Below are 18820 nucleotides of genomic sequence, written 5' to 3'. Positions count from 1 at the left end.
AGGAAACTAAAACTATGAAAACAACAGGATACAAACATTTAAATAAAAAGCAACGTGATATCATCGAGTTTTACTTGAACGAAGATGCCAAGCTTTCTTCAATTGCATCTGAAGTAAATAAAGATGCACGTACAGTTTCAAAAGAAATTAAGAAACATCGTTATCTTTACGTTCGTGCAAATGCTAAGAATATTTGTGGCTTACAAAGTTCATGCAAAAAGACAAGACTATGTAATCTTTGTGTTGCTGGTAAATGTAAGTATTGTCGTGTGGAACGCTGTTCTGATTTCTGTGATGACTTTCAAGAGTATCCACAGTGTCCAAGAGTGAAGCAGTTCCCTCATGTCTGTAATGCATGTGCATCATTAAAAGACTGTTCTTTACCAAAACTCTTTTATAAAGCAAATCATGCACAAACTCAATATTTGTTTAATGTATCTGATCATAAACAAGGTCCAAGGCTATCTGAAGCTCAATTAGCTGTTCTAGATAACATTATTTCTAAAGGTGTTAAAAACAAACAATCCATTGAAGTCATTCTACATACCTCGGGATTATCTACGGTTGCTTCTACAGTATATGACTATATTAATCGAGGTTATCTAACTGTTAAAAATGTAGATTTGAAACGAAAAGTAGCGTATAAACAACGCTACACAAGCAAACCTAAAGCAAAACCAATCAGCTATGATTATCTTATAGGTAGAAGTTTCAAAGATTTTACTCAGTTTATACTAGATTATCCTACAGCGAATGTTTGGCAAATGGATACCATTGAAGGACTAAAAGGACAAAATGAATCCGCAGTACTTTCATTACTACATACTAAGTCTAACCTTCAACTCTATTTTTTATTAAAAAGTATTACCCAAGAACAAGTGCTTCAAGTGTTTCACACTCTGAAACAAGCGCTTGGCGATGAGTTGTTTAGAGACACCTTTGAATGTATTCTAGGTGATAATGGCAAAGAATTTAGAGATCCATTGTCCATTGAAACTAGTTTGCTTACTGGAGAAAAACTCATCAATGTGTTCTTCTGTGAAGCTCGTCGTTCAGATCAAAAAGCAAAATGCGAGAAGAACCATGTTCACTTTCGTGAATGTGTTCCTAAAGGAAAGAGCATGAATTTCCTTACACTAAAGAAACTAAATGCTGTTTCGCTACAAGTAAACAACTATCCAAGAAAATCCTTACAATATCATTCTCCTTATCAAATTGCATCATCACTACTAAATGAAAAGGTGCTTGAGTGTAATCGATTGTCATTTGTACCACCAATTGACGTCAATCTCTCTAGCACCATTTAATTAAAACCAACAGGACCACTCATAACGCACTCATCTGTTACGGAACTTTCATAACAAGTAAGAAAAATCTCATCGTTTGAAAGTACTTTTAGTGTCTTTCTTTATCCTGTTTTCACCATCATTATAAACTATTTACTCAACATCTTCACATTTTTCGCATTAAAAAAGCTCCATATCTTAACTAAACACGGAGCTTTCATTTGAAACGGAACTTTAATTACAATTCAAGCTAACTTTACGACAACATATTTAATAAATTAGTTGATTAAATATTCTTAACAAATCAAACGATTTTTCCATTACTCATTTTAATTTGTTTATCAACTAATCCTTCTACTTGAATTTTCACATGCGAAGCAATAACAATTATTTTCTTTTTCTTCTTTTCTTTTTCTAACAAGTTATAAACAATTTCTAAATTTTCATCGTCAATACCATTAAATGGTTCATCCAACAACAAAACATCTGGATTCTCCATAAAAGCTTGACAAAGTGCTAACCTTTGCTTCATTCCAAGTGAAAAAGATTTGACACGCTTATCTTTTACTTCATATAAGTTAAATATCTTTAACCATGATAAAATATCCTTATCACCAATTCGCTTGTTAATTGTAGCAAGATAATTTAAGTTGTAAAAAGCTGTTTCGTTTAAGAAAAATGTTGGATTTTCAATAATTACACCAAACTTGAATGAACTGTCTAGTAACAATTCTCCTTTATCTGGACTAATTAAACCACAAATCATTCTAAGTAGCATAGTCTTACCACTACCATTGTGCCCATAAAGTAAAGTCACTTCCCCAGGATTAAGGGTTAAGTTTATATTTGTTAGCACCTCTTTTCCTTTTAAAACCTTACTGATATCTTTTAAATTAATCATTTTTAACGACTCCTAAATATTCAAATTTTTTAAAAAACAATACTTTAAAAACAAATAGCCCTACCCAAGAGAATAACTTTAAAAGTAAAATCTGAATTGGCATCTCTAGCAAAGCCCAAGTACCAATGATAAATAAATGAGCGATTATTGTAAAATCTACGACCAAATACGATACCAGGATAACAGTAAGTAACATTAAATAGGTAAATTTTGAATCAATTGATTTTAACTTAAAGATCATAAAAATCTCACTCCACAAAAAGACCGAAAAAAGCAAGGAGACCATTAATATGATAACCTCTCTTATGTTAGAATCGGCACTCATTTGTGAAAATAAAAATGACACAGCCAGTTGAATCATAAAAAGAGAAACGATCTTCTTATATAAATCTTTGGAAAGAATAAAAACCAGTTTTTTTAAAGTTGTTCGTGTTCGTGTGTAGGTTATCAATTGAAAATGTATGTATAATTCTTTCTGGACATAGACTAAAAATATGATACAAAAGACAAGGTGTAAAAAGAGTGACATTAATCTCAAACTGCCTGTTTCAATATCAAAGGGAATTAATAAGGAAAAAGTCGTTGCAAAGGAATAAGTATTTATTCTATCAATAAAAATGACATGAAAACAGGTAAATAAAAACGCAAAGAGTAATTTTATTTTCATAAAAAATTGTCCTTTTCTTTAAACTTAAACAATAACAGTATATACACTAAGATAGAAATACTAACAATAAACCAGTTAGAAATAAGGTCTAAATCAAAATTTGTTTCCATAATGAAATGAGCGCTCATAACAGTTGTTACATAAAGAAAATTAGAAAAAATAAGGATCAAAAAACCAAATGCGATATGCTTTAAGAAAATATATCCAATATAAAACAACAGTTGCGTAAATAAAGCAAAAGTCCATAATCTAACAAATGCGTGTATATAAAGTAGACTCAGTATAAATGAAAACCTAAACAATAATCCGCTTAACAAAAATGACAAAAAGATGAAGAGACTGATTTTTAAACTATTAAATAGGATCATGCTAAACCACTCATGAAATAGTTTCTTTCCCAGCCTTACACGATACTCAATGCTTAAAACAGGGATATATTCAAATAAAATAAAAGGTAGCATCAACAAGGTAATCACAAAAAAATAGGTTTGAAAATGATTAAGGTATGCATCTATAAAAGGTAAAAAAGCACGCTCATCCATTAATGAAAAATCATAAGCTAAATAAAGAATAAAACCAAAAATAACTAGATAACTTGTACTTCTGCCACATTTTCTACTCATAAATAATTCCTCGAATGAGCGGAAATATTTAGGTAATATAAAATAAAGAATAAGAAAGCAAAAACAAATAGAGGTGCAAAGCTTCTTAACGTTAATAACATATCAAAATGAGCATTAAAGGTATCATTTATAGCAGTAACTAAAAACTCTGGAAAAAAGGGGCTTATTAGCCGACTTGTCGCAGGTATTAAATTCCCTAACACAGTACCTAATAAATAAGGTAAGAAAACAAAAAGAAAGATAGGAAGGGCTTGAATCAGATACTTATTTTTGATCCACACATTCGATAGAAGTGTAATACCATTTACAAAAATAACCAGTAGTGAAATCCAAATATTTTGGATAAAAATAACCAAAAACACTTGAAACCTTGTCAATTCATATCCAGCACTCATTTCAGTTAAAACCCCTCTAGTAGGCATCCCTCCGAACATCAATGCCAGTAACAATGAAATAAGATTAGAAATGAGTACAATACTCATAATATAAAAAGATTGACTTAACAACATCTGATTTAAACGTTTTTTAAAAGGGATTCTTGTCATTGTCAAATTTCCAAAGCCATTGTCTTTTTCATTTTGCAATCTCGGGCTTAGAAAAGCACCACTCCATGCATATAATGTTATTAATCCAATTGCAAAAAGTCCAGCAGAATTGAACCAATAATTAAATAAAAACCGAATTCCTGTATAGCCATCTAGAAAATGAATCAGAGCTTCCTGATTTAAATCAGGACTTGTATCACCGAGTAAAGCCCTAAATTCATTTTTTTCTGCTAATGAAAAAGAAAAACTAATGACACTAATTAAAACCAGTAAGACGAGAATAATAACCGTACTTTTAGAAAAAAAATCTTTTTTATACATTTTGACCCACACACATACCACCTCACGATCTTTACAAATTTAATCATCAATTACAAAGAAATAAGCCACATTTTTTCACATGCGGCTCTTTTAAGCTTTTAAATTAAATAACTAGCGTACACGATGTTGTAAACGAACCGACTGATTATTTGTAACTTGATTCCATGCAGGATTTACTTGGATAAAATAAGCAAATCCTGCTTCTCCAGTATGAGAGCCAGTCACAGTTCTTCCATCATCAGCCACACCCATTGAAGAACCACGAATCGCACCAGCAGAGTTAACTAAACGAACACTTGGTCTTGAAGCCATTGAACGTGAGATAGTATGAGAATCCCATCGTCCCTCACTTGTTGTTTGCTGCGCACCAATTCGAGTACCTAATGTATTTACTCCATTCCAATTTGTATTAGCATTCACAGTAAATGTTTGTGCATTTGCCCATGTACTAGCTGAGGCTACGATAGTAGCGCCAAGTAAAACACTGCCAATTCCGAAAGCAATGATGGGTTTTTCATGTTTTCAACTAATTTGTTTACATTTTTTGTTACTTTTACCATTTAAAACCAACTCCTTGAATGTAGTATAATTTTTCGTTCAGATTGACAAATCAGAATATTCATTTCCTTGCAAGTGATTTCTCTTTTTGAACTTGCTTACATTGTACTAGATCAGAAAAGAAAAATCAACAATTTTGTTTAAATGTTTGTGAAAATCGTCCGACAAAATTCGACTTTGATGATGTGAAGATTCAGATTGTGTATAAGGGAAACGACTGTAGGGAGATTCAGGGCATTATTCTGATGCAACTATGAACTACTGTACTAGCTTTCTATGTATCAACTGAGCTTATTAATAGATTTTCTTTGCTATTATATATCCTGAATTATTCAAGTAATTTCGCAAAACAGCGTGCAAAGAACGTAACGACAATACTTTTAACATCTTTTTTCCTTCACCCGATGGGTGAAGGTTTTGTTTTGTCGAAAACCAATGAAAAAAGCACTCCGATTTGCTATAATTGTAGTTACAACACAAACAGAATACCAGGCAGTGTGACAGTTAGTACTCCTAGCGATTATCCTGATGAAGAGATAAGGCTCTTTGTATTAAAGAAAATGCCAGAAATCACTAAGGTAAGAGACAGGATGCTGTCACAGGCGCGTCAAACTGAGAGAGAATATGTTTCAGGAGAATCCCATTTCCTGTGGGGAAAGCCATATCGGCTACAAGTTGTCTATGAAGGAAACAAATACGAAATTTCAAAACTACCAAACAAGATAATATTGACTGCTCCCGAAAGATCAACTAAAGAATCAAGGGAGAGGGCATTCAATGAATGGTACAGAGAAGAACTTAAACGAGTGTTGGATGGGATTGTTTCAAGGTGTGAAACAAAAACAAACCTCCATGCTAATGAGTACAAAATTAAGAATATGAAAACTAAGTGGGGTACATGCAATATTGATAAAAAAAGAATATGGATTAATCTACAGCTAGCCAAGAAACCAATAGAATGTCTTGAATATGTTGTTATCCATGAACTGGTACACTTGTTAGAAAAGAATCACACCCATAGATTCAATTCACTTGTGGAGGAGTTCTACCCTACCTGGAAAGAGGCAAGAAAGTTATTGTCAGAGTTGCCTTTGGATCATATTGAAAAAGGAGAACAGGTAGATTATGAAAAGGAAGATAACTCCAAGTGATGTATTCGATATCAATAAAAAATCAGGTGCTCTAATTCTTGGAAAGAATCGCCTTGATGACTATGCAACAAAATTTCTGACTAAATACTGTAAACAGGCATTGGTTGAACCGATGCCTCTTCCGGTTGATGACATTCTTAAGGATATGGGGCTTACTGTTCAAGAAGTTCATTTATCAAGCGACCTAGATGTTTTTGGATGTTGTTTACTTTTGGATGCAGATGTTGATATATATGACAGGGAAACAGGTAAATATTTATCAACTTCCTTCAGTGCTGGAACAGTATTAATTGACCCTTTGTCCGAGTCTTTATATGGTGAAGGCTCGAAAAGAAATACGCTCATTCATGAAGCACTACACTGGGAAAAAGATAAAACATATTTTCAAATTCTTAAGGTTAAAAATAAAAATGAATCTGAAAAATTATATCCAATTTTATGCCGACAATCCGAGACTTTCTTTACACCACCAGAGGGTAAGAACACAAAAGAAAATGAAGTTCGATGGTTGGAATGGCAAGCACATAGATTAGCTCCTAGAGTCCTGATGCCCAAAAATTGCTTCAAAAGGAAAGCGTTAGAGTTTATTGAGCAGTATAAAGCATCTGGTGAAAATACGATATACTCTTGTGACACCTTGATTGAGGATTTAAGCAGCTTCTTTATAACGTCAAGGCTATCAGTAAAGTATAGATTGATTGAAGTTGGTTTAGAGGATATCATATCAGAATTCTCTGATTACAATGATGTCTATGAAGAAATCAATAGTAATCAAGATTTTGTTAGATTAACTCCAGTTGAAGCATTGAAAATAATTGATTCAGATTCAACTCTACAGAACTGGATAACAGAGAGACATTTTGTATACGCTGACGGATACTTTGTACTTGCCAACAGCCAATATGTTACACAAAAAGATGGAAAACTCTTTTTAACGCCAAAGGCAAAGAAAAATCTCTCTAAATGTGTTATCAATATTCGTGAACAGAATTTTGTAACATACACTAATACTTACAAAGACTTGCTTGGGTATACGGTCCTTAAGAAGGTTGAAGGTATTGATAGTAGACTTCTTACGTTTCATCCTAAGTACCAATCCCCTTTACTGAATGAACCTGAAGAAACATATCAAGCATTTTCTCAACAGCTAGCTTCTTATAATGAGGAGGAAGAAATTGAACTCATTAAGTTGCTTGGTGACCCTACCAAAACACTATGTAATTGTCTGTGGTTTTTGATGGAAAATAGAAAGTGGAATTATCCTGATAAGTTTAATGAAGAGACAGGAATCCATAAAAATTATCATGGTAGAATAAAAAATGATAAAGCCAACAATATGACAACGAACGTGTTGATGGCCATCTGTGTTGGTATGCAGTTATGCACGAGGATTACGCAAAAGCTGTTTGATAAATCAAATAATAAACTAGATTATTATAAAGATCCCGATAAGACTTATATTCGTATTATGGATACTATGCCAGGGCTTTCGCTTGATGATTTCAATGGTATTTTAGGGAAATGTGGTATTCAAGAACTAGGTAGTGAAATAAAAGAATAAAAAAGTTGATAACTCGATGAGTTGGTTTAGGACCCCGAAAGGGGTTCTTTTTTTATGCCCAAATTTAGAAAAGGCTGATAAATAGGCAAATTTGGCCCAACTCAACGAGTTGGGCGTGAAATTTTTAAACCTATTATATTTATAAATGTAAGGTACAAGCTTTACAAAAATTAAATGCGTCTAAAGCTGGCCAGCAGAAGACGGCGGATTCATAAATGATTCTAAGATAGCCAATAACAGGTTATTAGAAAATTTGTGATCCTCCGTTTTATTTCCTATACGTAATTTTAGGAAGTAATTCTGTTGGTCATTTTTTCAAAGATTCATTAGTTCTCCGCCGCCTTCTAGGACGGGATAGGAGAGTCTAATGAGATTATCAGTGAGATACGACAACAAATTTCAGATTATCGAACTAAATGAAAAAGAAACCGAGGAAATGTGGATTAGTTTATCGCTCGAAGGTGATGAGCTTCCAAACTCTGACAAAGAACGGTTAATTCAAGATGCCTTTAATGAAAAATTTAATAAGCCCGAATACAATAACTGGCACAAATTTGACAGGCACAAGGGATATTCAATAGCCAAACCAAATGCAGATGGTCTGGAATGTGATACTTCAGAACCTCTAATGAAAGAAGTAGCCGATGATAGAGTTTTTAGAAAAGATGAGCTCGAACGAGCCTATCAAAATGAATATGAAGATGTCTGCCAATGGATACGCACTGCTCTTGGCAAAAAGCAGAACTGGGCAGATATGTTCATTGCAGTACGCATTGACGGTATGTCGATTCGAGAATATGCCAGTTCCACAGGTGCTGATGAAAACAACATTACTCAGAAATTAAAGCGGGCAACAAAGAAATTAGAACAAGAATATAAAAACCGTCAGATTTGACCTTCTCCCAAGGCTACTAGGTAGGAGGTCAAGACCTCCAAAAAATACAAGGAGGTAATTCGAATGGAATTACAAGTTTACAGAAATGCAGAGTTCGGCTCTGTACGTACTACAACGATTGGTGGTCAACCTTATTTTGTCGGTAAGGATGTAGCTGGTATTCTCGGTTACGCAAATACCCGAAAAGCATTAATTGACCACATTGATGAAGAGGACAAGGATGACGTAACGATTCGTGACGCCATCGGAAGAAATCAAACGATGATTGCAATCAATGAATCCGGTCTCTATAGCCTCATCCTCTCAAGCAAGATGCCAAGTGCCAAAAAGTTCAAACGCTGGGTCACAAATGAAGTACTCCCTGCTATTCGGAAACATGGACTTTATGCAACAGATGATTTAATCGCAAATCCAGACCTTGCTATCGCAGCATTTACTGCACTGAAAGAGGAACGTGAAAAGAACAAGGAATTGATGGCGGCCGTTGCGATTGGTCAGCAGCAAATTGCTGAGATGAAACCCAAGGCTACTTACTATGATGTGGTTCTTAAATGCAGGGATGCAGTCAATATTTCTGTTATTGCCAAAGATTACGGCTGGAGTGCCATGCGCATGAACGAATACCTTCATGAAAAAGGGATTCAGTTTAAGCAAGGTGATATTTGGCTTCTTTATCAAAAGTATGCTCCCAACGGATATACCAAAACTAATACTCACATTTACGAAGATAGCAAAGGTATAAAGCATACGAAAGTGCATACCAAGTGGACACAAAAAGGCAGACTCTTTATCTATGAACAGTTGAAAGCAGACGGTATTTATCCGCAGATTGAGATGGAGGTGTGATATGGGAATTAATATGAAAAATGCAGAAGGGTATCATGACCCAACTCCTCATAAAGCACTTAGCAATATCACCCGTGAGGAAAAGGCAGCAGCAAAAGCTGCCTTTAAGCCCCTTGTCTATATTTGCTCTCCTTTTAGCGGAGATATAGAAATCAATAATAAGCGAACACGAGCATTTTGTCGTTATGCTTTAGATAAGGGCAATATCCCGCTTGCCCCTCACCTTCTGTTTCCACAGTTTATGGATGATAACAATGAACAGGAACGTGACCTTGCTATTTTCATGGACATTATCTTGATGGGAAAATGCCAAGAAGTCTGGGTACTCGGTGATGTGATTTCAAGAGGTATGAGTATTGAAATTGAAAAAGCAAAGAAACGCAGACAGCCGGTTAGATACTTTAATAAAGATTTCAAGGAGGTAGAGTCTCTATGAAAATTTCATACGGCAACAGCCGAATGGATAAGAAATGGAAAAACACAGACATCAGCTGGGAGGACTTCTGCTCTCGTGTTAAGACCACGCAGCGTACCACTGAAACCGTAGAAGAATATCGAAAAATGAGAAAAGGTGGTCAGGACTCCATTAAAGATGTCGGGGGTTTTGTCGGCGGTCACTTAAAAGATGGTAGACGTAAAAAAGGGAATGTTCTATCACGCTCCATGCTAACCCTTGATATGGATTATGGCACAAGTACTATCTGGGAAGAAATCTCTACCTTCTTCCCTTATCGGTGTTGTATCTATTCTACTCATAAGCATACTCCAGAACATCCAAGACTAAGGCTGATCATTCCTCTCTTTCGTGATGTGGGAGAGGAAGAATATGCTGCTGTTAGTCGCATGGTCGCAAAAGAAATCGGCATCGACCTTTTTGATGATACGACCTATGAACCAGAAAGATTAATGTATTGGCCGTCTACTTCAAGAAACGGTGTCTTTGTGTATGAGGAAAAAGATGGCTCTCTCCTTGATCCTGATATGTTTCTAAATAAATACGATGATTGGCGAGACACCAGTACTTGGCCCGTATCCTCCAGGCAATCAGAAGTTATTGATCGCTCATTAAAGGAACAAGTCGATCCACTTTCTAAAGAAGGTGTCATCGGTACTTTTTGCCGTACCTACTCAGTTAGCACTGCAATCGATATGTTTTTAAAGGATATATACGAGCCTTCAGCAATGACTGGTCGCTATGATTATATCCCGGCTGATTCTAGTGCCGGGGTTATCCTCTATGATGATAAGTTTGCCTATTCCCACCACGCAACAGACCCTGCAAATGGGCGGCTTCTTAATGCTTTTGACCTTGTTCGCATTCATAAGTTTGGTCATTTAGATGATCGAGCGACAGAAAGCACACCTCCAAGTAAACTACCATCCTTTATCAACATGTGCGAATTTGCCATCCAAGATGATGAAGTAAAAGCACAGTTTACGAAAGAGCGGATGGAACAGGCAACCATTGATTTTACGGAGGACAATTGGCAGACAGCACTTGAACTGGATAAGCAAGGAAAGATTAAGGACACCTTGGATAATATAGTTCTCATCATCCGTAACGATTCAGAACTAGAATCTATTGCTTTTAATAAGCACCGTGATGGAATCGATGCAAGAGACGGACTGCCTTGGGAACAGATGAAGGGCGGCTGGAATGATTCAGATAATGCAGCCCTTAAAGTTTATCTATCTAATAAATATGGCATCTACTCCCCAACCAAAACAAAGGACGCCATATTAGCAGTCGCAGCAGAGCGATCCTATCATCCTATCAAGGAATACCTTGATCATTTATCAGAGTGGGACGGAACCCTTCGCGTTGAAACCTTGCTGATTGATTACTTCAACGCAACAGATAATTCCTATACCAGAGCTGTTACCAGAAAAATGATGGTAGCAGCAGTCGCTAGAATTGTTCATCCTGGTACAAAATTCGATAGTGTCTTAATTCTAAATGGACCACAAGGAATCGGTAAATCCACCTTCTTTGCAAAGCTTGCAGGTGATTGGTTTTCCGATAGTTTAACCCTCACCGATATGAAAGATAAAGCAGGTCCTGAAAAACTTCAAGGGTATTGGATATTAGAATTGGGCGAATTAGCAGGCATGAGAAAAACCGATGTGGAAGTTGTGAAATCCTTTATTTCAAGATCGGATGATAAATACCGTGCCAGTTATGGGGTGAATGTTGAAAGCCACCCACGTCAATGTATCATTGTCGGCTCTACCAATGCAGAAAGTGGATTTTTGCGAGACATCACGGGTAACCGAAGATTCTGGCCAGTGTGTATTAGTGGTGACGGTAAAAGAAAAGCATGGCAGATGTCCGTATACGATGTAGAGCAGATTTGGGCAGAAACTTTGGTACTTTATGGGAAGGGTGAAAAGCTCTATTTAGAGGGCAGTGATGTAGAGTTGGCAACGAATGAGCAGGCAGATGCCATGGAGAGTGATGAGCGAGAAGGGCTTGTTCGCACTTACCTCGATACACTTTTACCCGATGACTGGAATGACCTGTCCTTATACGAGCGAAGAAACTACCTAAACGGTAGTGAATTTGGTGGGGAATCCCGTGTCGGTACGGTTGAACGTACGCTTGTTTGCAATATGGAAATTTGGTGCGAATGCTTTGGAAGGGATGCCTCCGCCATGAAACCTGCAGACTCCTATGCCATTGCAGGCATTATGAAAAAGATTAATGGGTGGAACAAGTACCAAGGGAACAAGAACGGAACAAGTAATTTTCCCCTTTACGGTAGGCAACGTTGTTACGAGAAGAATGAGTAAGGTCGTTCCTTGTTCTTTAGTTGTTCCTTATGCTTGTTCTCTTAAAAACCCAGTCATTACCGATGTTCTGGCTTTACTTGAATGAGTGGAACAAGAGTTTTACTACTTAGTAATAAATTAATAAATAGTAGTAGTAAAGCATCGTGAGCGTATGTATGCGCGCGTATAGGAAAAAACGTTAAAAGTTGTGCTTGTTGTTCCTGATGAATTGTTGGAGGTCATTTATGCAAGAAAAATATATAGAACAAAAACTGGTAGCGACAGTAAAAAGCATGGGAGGTATTGCCCCGAAATTTGTGAGTCCTGGAATAGATGGAATGCCCGACCGCATCGTGTTACTTCCCATGGGAAGAATCGCCTTTGTCGAATGTAAGGCGACAGGAAAAAAGATGCGACCTTTACAAAATAAAAGAAAGAAGCAATTAGAGGCATTAGGCTTTCTAGTCTATTGCCTTGATGATATAGAACAGATTGGAGGGATACTTAGTGAAATACAAGCCACATGAATACCAAAGCTATGCCACTGAATTCATTTTATCCCATCCCATATCGGCTGTATTTCTTGAAATGGGTTTAGGTAAAAGTGTAATTACCTTATCCGCCATATTTGATTTGTGTTTAGATAGCTTTCTCGTTTGCAAGGTGTTAGTGATTGCACCTTTAAGAGTAGCAAGGGATACATGGCCTGCTGAAATTAAAAAGTGGAATCATCTAAAAGGACTCTCTTATTCGGTGGCAGTGGGAACAGAAAAAGAAAGAATCGATGCCCTCAAGAAACAATCAACGTTATACATCATCAACCGTGAGAATGTGGATTGGTTGGTTCATAAAAGTGGTATTCCTTTTCATTTTGATATGGTGGTCATTGATGAGCTATCATCCTTTAAGTCTTATGGTGCAAAGCGGTTTAAGAGTCTACTTAAAGTAAGACCCTCTGTAAAAAGAATAGTCGGCCTTACCGGAACTCCCTCCAGTAATGGATTGATGGATTTATGGGCAGAGTTTCGCATTCTTGATTTGGGTCAAAGGCTCGGACGCTACATTAGTCATTATCGAAATACCTATTTTAAGCCAGATAAGCGAAATGCTCAGATTATATTTTCTTATAAACCACTGCAAGGTGCTGAAGAGGAAATCTACAAACAAATATCAGACATCACCATTTCTATGAAATCTACCGATTATCTCACCATGCCAGAATACGTCAGCAATGAGGTGTTCGTAACTTTAAGTGAAAAGGAATGGAACATATACTCTAAATTGAAAGATGATATGGTCACAAAATTAGGTGATGAAGAGATTGATGCAGTTAATGCTGCTGTGCTTTCAGGAAAACTTCTACAGATGGCAAACGGGGCTGTCTATGATAGTGAAAACAAGACACATATCATCCATGACAAAAAACTTGATGCACTAGAAGATTTAATTGAAGGTGCAAATGGCAAACCTGTACTCGTTGCATATTGGTTCAAACATGATTTAGAGAGAATTAAGAATAGATTTCCGGTGAGGCAAATAAAAGCATCGAAGGATATTGAAGATTGGAATGATGGCAATATCCCTATCGCTGTGATTCATCCAGCAAGTGCAGGACATGGTCTTAATCTTCAAAGCGGTGGTTCGACACTTATTTGGTTTGGACTCACCTGGTCATTGGAGTTATATCAGCAAACCAATGCCAGACTTTATAGGCAAGGTCAAAACGAGACGGTTATTATCCATCACATACTTACCAAAGGTACTATTGATGAAGATGTAATGACTGCTCTTACAAGAAAAGAAGAAACACAAGCCTCTCTTATTGATGCTGTAAAGGCAAAGTTGGAGGTAATGCGATGACCACACCTTATGAAAACTTATCCAATGCCATCATTTTAATGGCAGTTAAAGATTATAGGGATGCACTAAAGAAACTTAAAAAACGTTCAAACTATGAGCCGGCTAAAATAATGAAAAACGAGGTGGAGAGGTTCTTCCGCTCTGATTGGTATAGAGAACTTACCTCTGTTGATGGGAACATCCTAATCAAAAAATTAAAATCGGAGGTAAGAGAGATATGAAAGTAAAGGAATATTTACACCAAGCTTACAGGCTTGATAAAAGAATACAATCAGACATCGAAGAAATGGAATCCTTAAGAGAAATGGCAACAAGTGTATCATCACCAAGTTGGGATGAAAAAGTTCAAACCTCACAAAATGCCGATGCCAAGTTTGTAAGGTGTTTGGAGCGGATTATGGATTTGGAAAGAAAAATAAACACAGAAGTAGATAATCTTGTAGCACTCAAGGAGCAGATAAGGCGTGTTATAAACGAGGTTGCAGACACTGATGAGCGCATGGTATTACGGTATCGGTATGTCCATAACCTAACCTGGGAGCAAATTGGCGATGAACTTAATGCCGATAGAACAACAGTCTACAGATGGCATAATGCAGCTCTTAACCATGTAACTCTTCCTAAAGATCCTATTAAAATATAGCTTGCACAACTTGCAACACTTTGCAACAAGATACCACTATTGCATTTGTGTTAGTATATAATCAGCAAAATAGAATATTTACCAAGCCTTGTGGGAATTCCTCGCAGGGCTTTTTCTATGCCCGGAAAGCGAGGTGAAATGATGCCCAAAAGACCAAAGCGACCGTGCAGTACCCCAGGTTGTCCTAACCTAACCGATGGGAGGTACTGTGAGGACCATAGAGTAGTGGAGCGCAGGCGCTACGATAAATTTGAACGTTCACCGGATGTCAATAAAAAGTACGGTAGAGCATGGAAGAGAATCCGTGACAGATATGCCAGGGAACATCCTTTGTGTGAGATGTGCGAGAAAAACGGACGGCTTACCTCTGCTGAAGAAGTACATCACATCCTCCCCATTTCTTTAGGCGGTACGCATGACAAAAGTAATTTGATGTCTTTATGTAAGTCCTGCCACAACAAGATACATTTAGAAATTGGTGATAGACAGATTCGTAAGTGAGCCAGGGGCGGTTCAAATCTCTACACCTTTTATAGCGGACAACGGCCTGGGGTCTTGCGTGTAAAAATCAGAAATCAAAGGGGGTATTAAAGACTTTTAGAAAAGCGAGGTGGAAAAATGGCAAAGGACGGTACAGCAAGAGGTGGCCAGCGTGTTGGCGCAGGAAGAAAATCAAAAGCTCTAACAGATAAAATTGCTGATGGCAGATTAAACGGGGCTCAAGTACTGCCGGAGCCAGCAGAAATGGAAGGCACGGATGTTCCTCCAGTAAAAGATTATCTAAAGGCGGCTCAGAAAAACGGTAAAGACCTCTGTGCAGAAGATATTTATATAGAAACCTATAAATGGTTAAAGGATCGTAGCTGCGAAATGTTAGTAAACAACCAGCTAATCGAGCAATATGCCATGAGTGTTTCTCGTTGGATTCAGTGCGAGGAGTGTATTTCAGAATATGGATTTCTTGCAAAGCATCCTACTACATCAGCAGCCATAGCATCACCGTATGTTGCTATGAGCCGTGAATACATGAAACAAGTAAATCAGTGTTGGTATCAGATATACCAGATTGTAAAAGAAAACTGCTCTGTAGAGTTCGGTGGCAGAAGTCCACAAGATGATTTAATGGAGCGGCTATTATCAGCTCGGAAAGGAAAATGAAAATGATAATTGAAAAAAAGAATATAAAAGACCTGCTTCCTGCTAAATACAATCCTCGTAAAGATTTAAGGCCAGGTGATGCAGAGTATGAAAAGCTGAAACGCTCGATTGAGCAATTCGGGTATGTGGAGCCGGTTATCTGGAATAAGGTGACCGGCAATGTTGTAGGTGGTCATCAAAGACTTAAGGTGCTCATTGATATGGGTATATCAGAAGTCGAATGTGTCATCATTGAGATGGATGAGGAAAAAGAAAAAGCACTCAATATCGCCCTTAATAAAATTAGCGGTGATTGGGATAAGGATAAACTTGCCCTCTTGATTGCTGATTTACAAGGAGCAGATTTTGATGTATCTCTTACTGGATTTGACCCTAAAGAACTGGATGACTTATTTAAAGATACCATTAAAGATGGAATTCACGATGATGACTTTGATGTGGATGAAGAATTAAAAAAGCCTGCAATCAGCAAATTTGGTGACGTATGGACGCTAGGTAGGCATCGGCTGGTATGTGGTGACTCCACAAAAAAAGAAACCTATGATCTGCTGATGAATAAAAACAAGGCGAATTTGTGTGTGACAGACCCTCCCTACAACGTAAATTATGAAGGCTCTGCAGGGAAAATCAAAAACGATCATATGACAAATGATGCCTTTTATCAATTCCTCTTAGATGCCTTTATCAATATTGAGGAAGCATTAGCAGACGATGCCTCCGTCTATGTATTTCATGCCGACACCGAAGGGTTTAATTTTAGAAAAGCCTTCTCGGATGCCGGTTTTTATTTATCCGGTTGCTGTATATGGAAAAAGGACTCCCTTGTACTTGGACGTTCACCATATCAATGGCAACACGAACCTGTGCTTTATGGTTGGAAGAAGAAAGGAAGACATCAGTGGTATACAGGAAGAAAAGAAACTACCATATGGGAGTTTGATAAACCAAAGAGAAATGGTGATCATCCAACGATGAAGCCGATTCCTCTTCTTGCCTATCCTATTTTGAATTCCTCTATGAGTAATACAATTGTACTCGATCCCTTTGGTGGAAGTGGAAGTACATTAATTGCTTGTGAGCAGTCAGAGCGTATTTGCTACACAGTGGAACTGGATGAGAAGTTCTGTGATGTTATTGTAAAACGCCATATTGAGCAAGTCGGCACTTCAAAAGAAGTAAGTGTTCAAAGGGACGGACTCAGTTATAAATATGATGAATTGGAGGTAGCCAATGAATAAACTGACCCTAGGCAGTCTTTTTGACGGCTCGGGCGGTTTTCCTTTAGGCGGTTTAATTTCCGGTATTACCCCAGTATGGGCATCGGAGATTGAACCGTTTCCTATTAGGGTGACAACCAAAAGGCTGCCTTTTATCAAACATTATGGAGATATTTCTTGCATGGATGGCAGCAAGATAGAACCAGTAGATATTATTACCTTTGGCTCCCCTTGCCAAGATTTATCCATAGCAGGTAAGCGTGATGGCTTGGATGGGAAACGTTCAAGTCTTTTTTATGAAGCCATCCGAATCGTAAAAGAAATGAGGTGTGCTACAGATGGCAAAAAGCCAAGATATATTGTCTGGGAAAACGTGCCTGGAGCGTTCTCATCAAACAAAGGAGAAGATTTCAGATGTGTCCTTGAAGGCATCTGCCACATCGAAGATGAAACCATATCAATTCCTAAAACTGATAAATGGAAACAAGCAGGAAGTATCGTGGGAGATCATTTCTCCCTTGCCTGGCGAGTGCTGGATGCTCAATACTGGGGAGTTCCCCAACGAAGAAAACGAATCTTCCTTGTCGCAGATTTTGCAGGTGGGGGTGCCGGAGAAATACTATTTAAGTCAGAAGGCTTGTCTGGGTATTCTAAGGAGAGCATCCGCTCGTGGCAAGGTGCTACCAGCTATATTGCAGACAGCACTGGAGAGGCAGGCACAATCTGCTTAAATGACCAGGGCGGCAATCGTATGGATGTGACAGAGGATATTACTTGTACCCTACGTGCTAAGTCAAATCATCCACCTTGTGTTATGGATACAGCTGTTTTTGATAATCACGGAAAGGATACTCGTTTTAGTGGGCCGATTGATGTTGCACCAACTATTTCTGCAACTTATGGAACAGGCGGCAACAATCAGCCATTTGTTGTGGAAAATCCTAAGACCTACGATGTGCGATTTACCTCAGAAGGAACAATCAATGCACGTTCAAATGTCTATGAAAGTGATACGGCAAGAACCATTGATACGTCCGGCAATGCTCCGGATAGCAATCAAGGTGGTATTGCTGTGGTAGAAAGTTATGCCTTGCAAGGTTCTATGATAGGCAGAGATGACAAGAATGGACCACGAGGTGATGGTGTTAATGAGGAAGTCAGCTTTACTTTAAATACTGTGGATAAGCACGCTGTCGTTTATGCGATTGATAGGGAGTCTTTCAACTGCGGTCAAAACTATGCTAGAAATCTTGGAATTACTGAAGATGGAATTAATTCAACACTGAATGCACAGGGTCCCAGTGCAGTGGCAACTCCTACCTACTCATCAAGTAAGGCATCATTTTTTACAAATGCCGAGAAAGAACTTGCTAATACTTTAGTTGCTACCGACTACAAAGATCCGCCACTTATCAATGATAATGACGGGATAGATTATACGGTGAGAAGACTAACTCCAACTGAGTGTGCAAGGTTGCAGGGTTTCCCCGATTGGTGGTGTAGTGATTTAGGGATAGAAAACCCTACGATGGATGACCTTCGCACCTGGTATGACATATTTGAAACACACCGTAAAGTGACCGGTAGTTATTCAAAAGCCAAGACACTAAAGCAAATATCTAAGTGGCTAAAGAATCCGCATTCTGATTCTGCTGAGTATAAGATGTGGGGCAATGGAGTAGCCCTTCCAAATGTATGTTTTGTGCTGTCAGGCATTGTCTGGTATACACAATTAGAAGGAAATACTTAATCCATATTTCTATTCTGAATTAGCGATAAAAAGCTTGATAAATAAGTGTTTTAGAGTGATATATGTACA

General features: G+C 37.6%; 20 protein-coding genes. 15 read left to right on the top strand and 5 right to left on the bottom strand.

What is annotated here, in order from left to right:
• Positions 1-14: 14 nt before the first annotated feature.
• The gene (locus ACYQ2O_RS01105; protein ID WP_459795830.1) at positions 15-1307 is read left to right on the top strand and encodes an IS30 family transposase; all 1293 of its coding nucleotides are present in this window, start codon (positions 15-17) and stop codon (positions 1305-1307) included.
• A 283-nt stretch (positions 1308-1590) separates the two neighbouring features.
• Here ACYQ2O_RS01105 and ACYQ2O_RS01100 read toward each other — a convergent pair whose 3' ends face one another.
• The 5 genes from ACYQ2O_RS01100 to ACYQ2O_RS01080 all read right to left on the bottom strand — a co-directional run bounded on the left by ACYQ2O_RS01100 (position 1591) and on the right by ACYQ2O_RS01080 (position 4763).
• A complete protein-coding gene (locus ACYQ2O_RS01100; protein WP_346025350.1) occupies positions 1591-2187 on the bottom strand; it encodes an ABC transporter ATP-binding protein in 597 nt (198 codons plus the stop codon).
• The gene (locus tag ACYQ2O_RS01095) at positions 2180-2854 is read right to left on the bottom strand and encodes a hypothetical protein (RefSeq protein WP_346025351.1); all 675 of its coding nucleotides are present in this window, start codon (positions 2852-2854) and stop codon (positions 2180-2182) included. Before ACYQ2O_RS01095 ends, ACYQ2O_RS01100 begins: the two co-directional genes overlap by 8 nt.
• Positions 2851-3477, bottom strand: coding sequence for a hypothetical protein (locus ACYQ2O_RS01090; RefSeq protein WP_346025352.1), 627 nt, complete (start codon positions 3475-3477; stop codon positions 2851-2853). Before ACYQ2O_RS01090 ends, ACYQ2O_RS01095 begins: the two co-directional genes overlap by 4 nt.
• The gene (locus tag ACYQ2O_RS01085) at positions 3474-4355 is read right to left on the bottom strand and encodes a hypothetical protein (protein WP_346025353.1); all 882 of its coding nucleotides are present in this window, start codon (positions 4353-4355) and stop codon (positions 3474-3476) included. The genes ACYQ2O_RS01090 and ACYQ2O_RS01085 overlap by 4 nt, the downstream gene beginning before the upstream one ends.
• A 99-nt stretch (positions 4356-4454) precedes the next feature.
• Positions 4455-4763 (bottom strand): hypothetical protein, encoded by a 309-nt coding sequence (locus ACYQ2O_RS01080; RefSeq protein ID WP_346025354.1) that lies wholly within the window; start codon positions 4761-4763, stop codon positions 4455-4457.
• A 560-nt stretch (positions 4764-5323) separates the two neighbouring features.
• Between ACYQ2O_RS01080 and ACYQ2O_RS01075 the strand changes: the two genes are divergently transcribed.
• The 14 genes from ACYQ2O_RS01075 to ACYQ2O_RS01010 all read left to right on the top strand — a co-directional run bounded on the left by ACYQ2O_RS01075 (position 5324) and on the right by ACYQ2O_RS01010 (position 18751).
• The gene (locus tag ACYQ2O_RS01075) at positions 5324-6052 is read left to right on the top strand and encodes a M48 family metallopeptidase (RefSeq protein ID WP_459795829.1); all 729 of its coding nucleotides are present in this window, start codon (positions 5324-5326) and stop codon (positions 6050-6052) included.
• A complete protein-coding gene (locus ACYQ2O_RS01070; protein WP_346025356.1) occupies positions 6027-7613 on the top strand; it encodes a helix-turn-helix transcriptional regulator in 1587 nt (528 codons plus the stop codon). Before ACYQ2O_RS01075 ends, ACYQ2O_RS01070 begins: the two co-directional genes overlap by 26 nt.
• Positions 7614-7980: 367 nt before the next feature.
• Positions 7981-8508, top strand: coding sequence for a hypothetical protein (locus tag ACYQ2O_RS01065; RefSeq protein WP_346025357.1), 528 nt, complete (start codon positions 7981-7983; stop codon positions 8506-8508).
• A 63-nt stretch (positions 8509-8571) separates the two neighbouring features.
• Positions 8572-9354 carry a phage antirepressor gene (locus ACYQ2O_RS01060; RefSeq protein WP_346025358.1) on the top strand — a complete coding sequence of 261 codons (783 nt, stop codon included), beginning with the start codon at positions 8572-8574 and terminating at the stop codon, positions 9352-9354.
• Between the two features lies 1 nt (position 9355).
• Positions 9356-9790, top strand: coding sequence for a DUF7768 domain-containing protein (locus tag ACYQ2O_RS01055; protein WP_346025359.1), 435 nt, complete (start codon positions 9356-9358; stop codon positions 9788-9790).
• On the top strand, positions 9787-12144 hold the full coding sequence (locus ACYQ2O_RS01050; RefSeq protein WP_346025360.1) for a virulence-associated E family protein: 2358 nt from the start codon (positions 9787-9789) through the stop codon (positions 12142-12144). Before ACYQ2O_RS01055 ends, ACYQ2O_RS01050 begins: the two co-directional genes overlap by 4 nt.
• Positions 12145-12368: 224 nt before the next feature.
• Positions 12369-12650, top strand: a complete 282-nt coding sequence (locus ACYQ2O_RS01045) for a VRR-NUC domain-containing protein (protein WP_073110220.1) — start codon at positions 12369-12371, stop codon at positions 12648-12650.
• Positions 12631-13983 (top strand): DEAD/DEAH box helicase, encoded by a 1353-nt coding sequence (locus ACYQ2O_RS01040; protein WP_346025361.1) that lies wholly within the window; start codon positions 12631-12633, stop codon positions 13981-13983. The genes ACYQ2O_RS01045 and ACYQ2O_RS01040 overlap by 20 nt, the downstream gene beginning before the upstream one ends.
• Positions 13980-14204: a hypothetical protein gene (locus tag ACYQ2O_RS01035; protein WP_346025362.1), complete on the top strand. Its 225-nt coding sequence runs from the start codon at positions 13980-13982 to the stop codon at positions 14202-14204. The genes ACYQ2O_RS01040 and ACYQ2O_RS01035 overlap by 4 nt, the downstream gene beginning before the upstream one ends.
• Positions 14201-14626 carry a DUF1492 domain-containing protein gene (locus ACYQ2O_RS01030; RefSeq protein ID WP_323380906.1) on the top strand — a complete coding sequence of 142 codons (426 nt, stop codon included), beginning with the start codon at positions 14201-14203 and terminating at the stop codon, positions 14624-14626. The genes ACYQ2O_RS01035 and ACYQ2O_RS01030 overlap by 4 nt, the downstream gene beginning before the upstream one ends.
• Positions 14627-14743: 117 nt before the next feature.
• On the top strand, positions 14744-15127 hold the full coding sequence (locus ACYQ2O_RS01025; RefSeq protein WP_459795828.1) for an HNH endonuclease: 384 nt from the start codon (positions 14744-14746) through the stop codon (positions 15125-15127).
• Positions 15128-15244: 117 nt separating this feature from the next.
• Complete coding sequence (locus ACYQ2O_RS01020) at positions 15245-15784, top strand: P27 family phage terminase small subunit (protein ID WP_170821624.1); 540 nt, start codon at positions 15245-15247, stop codon at positions 15782-15784.
• 2 nt (positions 15785-15786) lie between these two features.
• Positions 15787-17022 (top strand): site-specific DNA-methyltransferase, encoded by a 1236-nt coding sequence (locus ACYQ2O_RS01015; RefSeq protein ID WP_428830632.1) that lies wholly within the window; start codon positions 15787-15789, stop codon positions 17020-17022.
• Entirely contained in the window at positions 17015-18751 is a 1737-nt protein-coding gene (locus ACYQ2O_RS01010) for a DNA (cytosine-5-)-methyltransferase (protein WP_346025364.1), read from the top strand. The genes ACYQ2O_RS01015 and ACYQ2O_RS01010 overlap by 8 nt, the downstream gene beginning before the upstream one ends.
• Positions 18752-18820 lie beyond the last annotated feature (69 nt).

This window comes from Alkalibacterium sp. m-11 (genome assembly GCF_054658155.1).
Note: the sequence above shows the minus strand (reverse complement) of the source record. Positions and strands in the feature narration are given on the sequence as shown.

Coding starts and splice junctions, on each gene's coding strand:
- ACYQ2O_RS01105 (WP_459795830.1), top strand. CDS start 15: ATGAAAACAACAGGATACAAACATTTAAATAAAAAGCAACGTGATATC.
- ACYQ2O_RS01100 (WP_346025350.1), bottom strand. CDS start 2,187: ATGATTAATTTAAAAGATATCAGTAAGGTTTTAAAAGGAAAAGAGGTG.
- ACYQ2O_RS01095 (WP_346025351.1), bottom strand. CDS start 2,854: ATGAAAATAAAATTACTCTTTGCGTTTTTATTTACCTGTTTTCATGTC.
- ACYQ2O_RS01090 (WP_346025352.1), bottom strand. CDS start 3,477: ATGAGTAGAAAATGTGGCAGAAGTACAAGTTATCTAGTTATTTTTGGT.
- ACYQ2O_RS01070 (WP_346025356.1), top strand. CDS start 6,027: ATGAAAAGGAAGATAACTCCAAGTGATGTATTCGATATCAATAAAAAA.
- ACYQ2O_RS01065 (WP_346025357.1), top strand. CDS start 7,981: ATGAGATTATCAGTGAGATACGACAACAAATTTCAGATTATCGAACTA.
- ACYQ2O_RS01060 (WP_346025358.1), top strand. CDS start 8,572: ATGGAATTACAAGTTTACAGAAATGCAGAGTTCGGCTCTGTACGTACT.
- ACYQ2O_RS01055 (WP_346025359.1), top strand. CDS start 9,356: ATGGGAATTAATATGAAAAATGCAGAAGGGTATCATGACCCAACTCCT.
- ACYQ2O_RS01050 (WP_346025360.1), top strand. CDS start 9,787: ATGAAAATTTCATACGGCAACAGCCGAATGGATAAGAAATGGAAAAAC.
- ACYQ2O_RS01045 (WP_073110220.1), top strand. CDS start 12,369: ATGCAAGAAAAATATATAGAACAAAAACTGGTAGCGACAGTAAAAAGC.
- ACYQ2O_RS01035 (WP_346025362.1), top strand. CDS start 13,980: ATGACCACACCTTATGAAAACTTATCCAATGCCATCATTTTAATGGCA.
- ACYQ2O_RS01030 (WP_323380906.1), top strand. CDS start 14,201: ATGAAAGTAAAGGAATATTTACACCAAGCTTACAGGCTTGATAAAAGA.
- ACYQ2O_RS01025 (WP_459795828.1), top strand. CDS start 14,744: ATGCCCGGAAAGCGAGGTGAAATGATGCCCAAAAGACCAAAGCGACCG.
- ACYQ2O_RS01020 (WP_170821624.1), top strand. CDS start 15,245: ATGGCAAAGGACGGTACAGCAAGAGGTGGCCAGCGTGTTGGCGCAGGA.
- ACYQ2O_RS01015 (WP_428830632.1), top strand. CDS start 15,787: ATGATAATTGAAAAAAAGAATATAAAAGACCTGCTTCCTGCTAAATAC.
- ACYQ2O_RS01010 (WP_346025364.1), top strand. CDS start 17,015: ATGAATAAACTGACCCTAGGCAGTCTTTTTGACGGCTCGGGCGGTTTT.